Genomic DNA, 6,999 nt, shown 5'->3' on the forward strand with positions numbered 1-6,999 from the left:
GGCGGCACTTCAGGGCCCGTTGAGGCCTCGCGGGTCCCCGGGGAGCCATCGGCCCCTGCGGGAGGCTCTGCGGCCCCCTCAGGGGGCTTCTCGGAGCCTTCCGGCTTGGTGGCCTCGGCCCCCTCCTTGGGCCTCTCCAGTGAGACGCCCTTCTTACCGTCGCCGCTGTCGGTTCCCGCACCCGGCGGCGGGCCGGAGGGGACGGGCGGTGCGTCCGGCGGCAGGGGCACGGGCTCGAGCACCGGCGCCGGGTCATCATGGCCAGCGGCTCGGCGGCGCTTGCGGTATTCCCGCATCAGACCCCGGCCGGTGTCCTGGCCCCAGGCCACGCCCTGTGCGGCCCACCTCCCGGCGCGGCGGCCCATCGGGGTCGCCAGACGCTCGACGCGGGTGTGCCCGCGGTAGCCCGAACGGAACGCCTCCGGCAGTGAGAGCACCGGATCGCGCTCCGAGGCCGGTGACTCCTTCCAGGGCGAGACACCCGGCTTGCCGTCGGCCGACGCGGAGCCCCTGTGCTTGTCCGCGATCTTCTGCACGGCCTTCTCGTGCCGCGTCCGCTCCCTCAGGATGTCCCGCTGCGCCGGGGACAGCCCGACCTTTGCCTGCTCGCTCTGCGCGCCGGCCGTGTGCACGAGCCATGCGCACGCCGCGAGAAGCAGAACTTCCATCGCTTTCCCCTCACGGTCTGCAACCGGGGGAGTGAACACCTGCCCTCGTGCGCGTACGTACGCGCGTAGGGGCGGGTCGAGTTCATCTCTCACCCGGGTGAATGAATGGGTGAACGATCACCGTGTGTGACGAACAGTGATCTGCTGGAGGGTGTCGCTCACCTCGCGCCAGGCGCGGTTGGCGACCACCGGATCGACCCTCTGCAGCACGCCGCGCAGCCGGTCCAGCCGCTTGGTCGCGCCCTCCTTGGACGACCGTTTGTCGGCCTGTTTGATCTCGTTGGTCCAGTACGCGGATCCGCGTGTCGAGTGGCGATCGATGGTCCGCTGGAGGGTGTCAACGACCTCCTTCCAGACGCGGTCGGCGACTGCCGGATCGGTGTCCTTCAGCAGTCCGCGCAGCCGGTCCATCCGCCGGGTCGCGCCCTTCTTGGGCGACCGCTTAGCCGCCCGCTCTGTCTGTTTTGTCCAGTACGCGGTTCCACCCACGCTTCCGTGGCCTCCGTTCGATCGCTGGGTCATAGGGGGTCAAAACGGCCGGTCGGCTCGCAGACTGCGATGCCCGATCACCCGGCCGCTGTTTGTGCTGGTCACTCCCCGATTCACCTTCCTGACGGGCAGTGGGGTGAGAGGGTGGGACCCGGCGCTTCGGCGCCTTCACCGCGTCCCCGAGGTGTTGACGGCATCTCGGGGGCCGGTGGAGCCGTCGAGCAGCTCGTTCTTGCAGATCAGGACCTGTCACCCGTGACGAGCAGGCCAGCAACCTGCCGGCCCTGCGCGAGGACGTCCTCGACGTCAAAGGTCTCCCGAGACGTGTGGTCGCCCTCGGCGAGGTCCTCGGCCTCCACTTCCACGGACTCGTCGGTGAGCGGCCCGAGAGCCTTGGCCTCCCCGATCAGCCGCTTGGCGCGCGCGACGCCCATGTTGAAGCGCTCGCGGATCTTATGGATGCCGCCCGTACCGAAGGCGCCATCCGCAGTGAGGTCGGCTCGGAGCGCGCGTACCACTTCCTCGTCGCTGTACCGCTTGCCGTTCTGCTCGCCCGTACCGGCGTCCGTGTCATCGCCGGACCAGTCGCACCGGGCCGCTCCCTCATCCGTACCGGTCCCGTGCTTGTTCGTACCGTTGGCGGTCGCGCCTGTACCGCTGATGCATGCCGTACCGGCTTCTACCTCGGCGGTACGGCCGTACCGCGCGTGGTCGTCAGCGCCGGTACGGGATGCCTCCGGTGTACCGGTATGGTCCATGCCGCTGCCCGCACCGTGTACCGGTACGGCGGTACGGTGATCCGCTTCCGTACCGGTACGGGCGGCTCGATCCGCCTCTGCCGTACCGGTACGACCGTGCGGATCGGAGGCCGCTGTACCGGTACGCCGGTCGGCAGGAGTACTGCTCGTACCGATCCGATCCGGTACGGCTGTACCAGTACGGCGGTCCGTACCGGTACGACCGCGCGTACCGATGAGGTTGGCCAATGCCTTCTCGGCCGCGAGCGGGGTGTTGTAGTTCAGTCCGGCGAACTCGCGGGTGCGTACCCGGCGCTGTACCGCTTCCAGCACCAGGCCGAAGTCGTTGATGTCGACACGGGCCTGGGCGGTCTGGGCCCGGCGGTCAGCCCCGGCCAGACGCAGCGAGAGGATTGGCTGCCCCCTGCGGGCGTTTCCGCGGTCCTGCAGGCGGCGCAGCCGGTAGAGCCAGTAGCCGGCGCGCTCGATACGGACCTGCCGGGTGGACTCCTCCTGACTGATCGTCTCGTCGGCGGCGAGCTTCAGCTGTACCCGCACCCATTCGACCGGGTGCAGCATCCGGACTGCGGCGACCTTGCGCTCCAGCCACAGCCCGAGATCACGCTTCATCTTCTCGCGGGCGGCGAGTCGCTCTTCCAGGCTGCCGAGCTCGAAGAGCACGCCGGAAATCAGCGGCCATGCCGCCCGGGCCACGCTACCGATGAACGTGTTGGCTTCAGTCGCGGAGAAGAGCGCGCTGATGCCGATCAGCAACCAGAACAGCGTCCCGGACAGCCCGGACCCATCGCCCTTGCGGGCACGCCGGCGAGCCCGCAGTCCACAGACGAGCGCGGCAACATCCAGGCCAACGAAGGGCAGCCAGTCCCAGGGACTGGCGAGGCCCATCACATCGCGGCCAAACTTCCGCAGACCGGTGGACGACAGGTACGCGGCCGCGGCGGCCACTACCAGCGTCATCCAGTCCTCGGCCCGCCGACCGCGACGCTCGCGCCGCTCCGTACGCGCCTCATCGTCCAACTCCCAGTGCGTCCACGGCGGAGCATCCGACCTTCGCTTCGCGCGGTAGATCAGCAGCGAACCCCCGGCCACGACCGTGGTGCCGACGCTGATCTGCCATCGCTCGGCCAGCCACTCGGCTGCGGTCACGAGGGTATTCATCGTTCCTTACCTCCTTTGGCAAGCGCCCTCGCCCGCAGCAGCGCGGATCGTGGACGTGAACAGGAAAGAGGGCCACCCCTGAGAGGGACGGCCCATGCGGAGCATCTGTGCGGCTCCACTCGAATCCGCCGCCACGAGACGGGCGGAGGACCGGCAGACGGAAGATCGTCAAGAAACGGTCTGGATGGCTGTAGATTCTGTGCGCCGGGTGAGCCGGGCAGTGCAGTGGTCGTTGGACTCAGCCGCGGTAGGCAGGCGGGCGGACGCCAGCACGGAGCTCGCGGATGATCGAGCAGGGGCCCTTGGTCGCGCAGTACGCGGCGTCGTCGTCGGGCAGGGGGTTGTGCGTCATGCCGAGGTTTTGCCGCGCGACGGCGTTGACGGCCTTCAACATTGCCGGGTCGAAGGGGCGGCACTGCGAGTTGCCGTCGCGGTTCACGCCGTGGCGGGCAGCGCTGACGATGTGCTGCCGCGCCTGCCGGGCGGCCCACCTGCGGTCGTGCGGGCCGTTGTTCTCGTGGACCTTCCCGCTGTCGTGGAACGTGTCCTGGTGGCAGGCGGTGCAGTGGTAGGTGATCATGTTGACTGGGGGCTTCTCGGGAAGCCACTTGCCCTCGAACTCATACACGATGACTTCGGCGCCCGGGGTGACCGGGTGCTCGAAGGCCGTGACGAGGCCGACGCCGTCCGCGATCGCCCCGCGCGCGGCGACGTTCCAGAAGACGCGCGGGATGAAGTCGTCCCATCCCTTGCCGTGGGGCCACTGCGCGTACATGACGCCCTGGCTGGCGTCGAAGGTCGCCGTGCCGTCGACGTTCTCCCGCTTGTACTGCTCGATCTGCTCGATCGACCCGAAGTAGGTGGCGCTGAATTCCTCGGACTCCAGGAAGATCAGTCCGTATCCCTCGGGGCGGGTGTCGTGGCCGTCCTCCTGAAGCCACGCGACCATGTCCTCGTATCCCGGGTTCCCGGGGGCGATGGCGCCGACGAGCGGAAGTCGGTAGCGGTCGCAGCTCTTAACGTAGACCGGGTTGCCCTCGCTGACGTTGTGCGGTGTGCCGTAGGTGTTCCGGATCGTGACGCTCATGAGTGATTCCTTAGAGTGGTCGAGTCATTCGTGGACGTGTTCGGGATGGGGCCGGGTCCGGCACGGGGGGCAGTCGTACCGGACCCGGCGGTATGAGGTCGGCCTCCCACGAGGAAGACCGGCCGTGGAGCACGGGATCGGGGGAAATCCCTACTACCCCCTGCCGTTCCCGACGACTCGCATCGCCAGGAACGACAGGCAACACAGGGGGCACTGCTCAACCGCCCCACCACAGGCCGTCCTTGCCGCGCAGATAGCGCTGCGACGTGAAGGTCTGGCCAAGCACGTTCTCGCCCCTCACTTCGATCGTGGTGAGCGGCGCCGCTGGTAACGCGGCCCACGATGCCGCCCAGCAGCATCGCCCGACGGCGCAGTTGGTCGTCGTTGAGCGCCGCGTTGCCAGCTTCGGCCCAGTACCGCTGCTCCGTCGTGGTGGTGGTGACGTTTCGCCGCAGGAGCAAATCAGGCCTCGACCAGGCCCAGGACGCCGGTGGGCCGGTGCGGAGCGACGATGCGGCCGTCGGGGAGCAGCTCACCGGTGTCCTCGAAGACCAGAACGCCGTTGCACAGCAGCCTCCTAACCCTGCTCCGGGTGGTACGCGATGGTGTGTGCGGCCTCCCGATCCGCGCTATCGGCGGCCGGGCACTTCGGAGTGTGCGAGCAGGCGGATGTCGTAGCCATCGGTGAACTCCTGTGAAAGCGGCGTCGGATGAGGTACGGGCCGGGAGGCAACGGCACAGAGTGACTGGCTGCTGGGTGTGGTCCCTGCGTTCTCCGCCGCCACCGGGCCGGGGCGCAGGCCGGGCCGGTGGCGTCCGGGCAGCGCAGAGCTGCGGGGGTCGATCAGTCAGGCGCTGGCGTTCCGGATGCGGTTGCGGGCGCGGCGGCGCCTGATCGCGTGACGCTCGTCTTCGCTCATGGCGCCCCACACGCCGAATGCCTCGCCGCGCTCCAGGGCGCCCTGGAGGCAGCTGTCCATGAGCGGGCAACCACGGCAGACGGCCTTGGCCTCCTCGATCTGTAGCAGGGCGGGGCCGGTGTTGCCGATGGGGAAGAACAGCTCGGGGTCCTCGTCGGCGCATACCGGGCGGGGCCGGGTGGGTGCGGCGGTGGAGACGGCGCTGTGGTCGTAGCTCGTTGGGCGTGCGATGGTGTGCATCAGGGCCTCTCAGAAGGTCCGGTAGTACGAAGTGCGAAGCGGCCCCGGGGGTGCGAGCCTCGGGGCTGTTTCTGTGTCGGCGGCCGGATGGTCGGGCGGGGGAGATCTCGGCGCTCTCCCCTCGCCACCGCCCAGGAAGACGCGGGGCGACGGGCAGCGCCGGGTCGGCGCCTCAGGGCCGGGAGAGGTCCAGGCCCTCGGGGAGCTCGCCAGCCCGAAGCTCAGTGGCAATGTGCTGGTGCTCGGTGACGTCACCGCGGGCGATCTCGGCGGCGTGGACGGCACAAGCTCGGATGTAGTCGCTGTTGACGGGGTCGGCGGCGACGCGCTCACCTCGGCGGCTGCGCGGGACGCGGCGATGCTCGCGAAGTAGTCAACCTCAGCGTCCGGTGAGCAGCGTCCAACTGTTCGTGAGCGCGCTGGAGGGGAGGACGGGGGCACGCGGTTTCGGCCTTGCGGTACGGCTGTGCGCATTCATCCGCGCTTCCCCGAAGTGCGTGGTGGATGGCGTGGACAGGGTGCTCCTTGTCCAGCGTTCGGTTCACCGGCGTATCGGCGGATGCGGCCGAGCGAGGGCGATGAGGCGCGTGCGGCCACGAGCGGCGATGGCCCGTGCCACGCGGTGCTGCGCGGCACGGGCCACACGGAGGGCGTTCGTCAGCCATGGAGCTTCCGGTTCGTCTCGGTCAGGTCGTTGCGCCGCCTGTTCGCTTCCTCCAGCTTCTNTCCGGTTCGTCTCGGTCAGGTCGTTGCGCCGCCTGTTCGCTTCCTCCAGCTTCTTCCTCTGGTCGTCAGTCACAGCGACACCCCCACGAGCTGGGTCACGCCCAGAGCGAAGGTGGTCATGTCCGCACCCGGATGACCGGACACGAGCTCCTCACCGTCTCCAGGTGAAGGCAGGGTGGGGTCGTCGTCGCGCTGACTGCACCAGTCGAAGGCCGACGGGGCCTCGGCGTGGCCGCGCGGGAACGGCTTCGCGTATGTACACCGCTCCGCTGGCTTGCCGCAGATGCAGCGCTGAGCGGCAGGGACGTGACACCGGACTTGCTTGCCCAGGGGTGACGGCTCGACGGTCCAGTCAACGTTCAGCACGTCGAACAACGCCAGGCCACGCCCGCACTCCGCGTCGTCGCTCACGGCTGTCCGACGAGTCGGCAGCAGATCTCGGCGGGAGTCGTGGACGGCGACGGTGATGCAGGTAGTGGTGGCGCACGCCTCCACTACCAGCAGCGTGCCGTCACCGCAGGCCCTCACCGCGTTGCTGACCAGCTCGGAGACCACCAACTTCGCGGTCTCAGCGGCCTCGACGTCGGCCCCGTACGCCACCGGCACCGTGCCGACTAACCGCCGCACAGCAGCGAGGGTGTCTTCGTTGGCGATCATCTGAGCGACGAAGCCGCGGACACGGTGACGGGGGTGCAGCCCGCGGGCGGTGGGGAGTTGCGGACGCTCCTGTCGGTTCTGACGGACCCGACGCAGCGCCTCCGGCACGCTCGGGTCGCTGTCTCCGAGGTGTACGCCAGGAGACGGCGGAGCTGTCATGATGGTGTCCAAGGTCTTGGGTTCCTCTCCGGGAATGCGTGACCGACGAAGGCCTCGGGGTGCGATCCCGGGGCCTTCATCGTTTGGCTGACTACTCGGTACGAGCAGCCGCGGCCGCCGTCACTGCGCGGTGACGG

General features: G+C 69.0%; 6 protein-coding genes and 2 pseudogenes. 1 reads left to right on the plus strand and 7 read right to left on the minus strand.

The features are described 5' to 3' along the window. The 6 genes and pseudogenes from EEJ42_RS09065 to EEJ42_RS09090 all read right to left on the minus strand — a co-directional run. Window positions 1–668: pseudogene (locus tag EEJ42_RS09065) on the minus strand (hypothetical protein); the annotation flags it as partial. A 117-nt stretch (window positions 669–785) separates the two neighbouring features. After that, window positions 786–1,157 carry a hypothetical protein gene (locus tag EEJ42_RS09070; protein WP_123099461.1) on the minus strand — a complete coding sequence of 124 codons (372 nt, stop codon included), beginning with the start codon at window positions 1,155–1,157 and terminating at the stop codon, window positions 786–788. Window positions 1,158–1,396: 239 nt separating this feature from the next. Next, complete coding sequence (locus EEJ42_RS09075) at window positions 1,397–2,860, minus strand: DUF2637 domain-containing protein (protein WP_184503005.1); 1,464 nt, start codon at window positions 2,858–2,860, stop codon at window positions 1,397–1,399. 451 nt (window positions 2,861–3,311) lie between these two features. After that, complete coding sequence (locus tag EEJ42_RS09080) at window positions 3,312–4,160, minus strand: hypothetical protein (RefSeq protein WP_123099463.1); 849 nt, start codon at window positions 4,158–4,160, stop codon at window positions 3,312–3,314. 462 nt (window positions 4,161–4,622) lie between these two features. After that, window positions 4,623–4,842: pseudogene (locus EEJ42_RS51730) on the minus strand (DUF5999 family protein). A 166-nt stretch (window positions 4,843–5,008) separates the two neighbouring features. Then, on the minus strand, window positions 5,009–5,320 hold the full coding sequence (locus tag EEJ42_RS09090; protein ID WP_123099464.1) for a WhiB family transcriptional regulator: 312 nt from the start codon (window positions 5,318–5,320) through the stop codon (window positions 5,009–5,011). Between the two features lie 73 nt (window positions 5,321–5,393). Here EEJ42_RS09090 and EEJ42_RS50215 point away from each other — a divergent pair, with 73 nt between their 5' ends. Beyond that, window positions 5,394–5,693 carry a hypothetical protein gene (locus EEJ42_RS50215; RefSeq protein ID WP_148081903.1) on the plus strand — a complete coding sequence of 100 codons (300 nt, stop codon included), beginning with the start codon at window positions 5,394–5,396 and terminating at the stop codon, window positions 5,691–5,693. A 422-nt stretch (window positions 5,694–6,115) separates the two neighbouring features. Here EEJ42_RS50215 and EEJ42_RS09095 read toward each other — a convergent pair whose 3' ends face one another. After that, the gene (locus EEJ42_RS09095; RefSeq protein ID WP_246096258.1) at window positions 6,116–6,703 is read right to left on the minus strand and encodes an ATP-binding protein; all 588 of its coding nucleotides are present in this window, start codon (window positions 6,701–6,703) and stop codon (window positions 6,116–6,118) included. Window positions 6,704–6,999 lie beyond the last annotated feature (296 nt).

Origin of the sequence: Streptomyces botrytidirepellens (assembly GCF_003721215.1) — a bacterium.
In the GTDB taxonomy this organism is placed as follows: Bacteria; Actinomycetota; Actinomycetes; order Streptomycetales; family Streptomycetaceae; genus Streptomyces; species Streptomyces himastatinicus.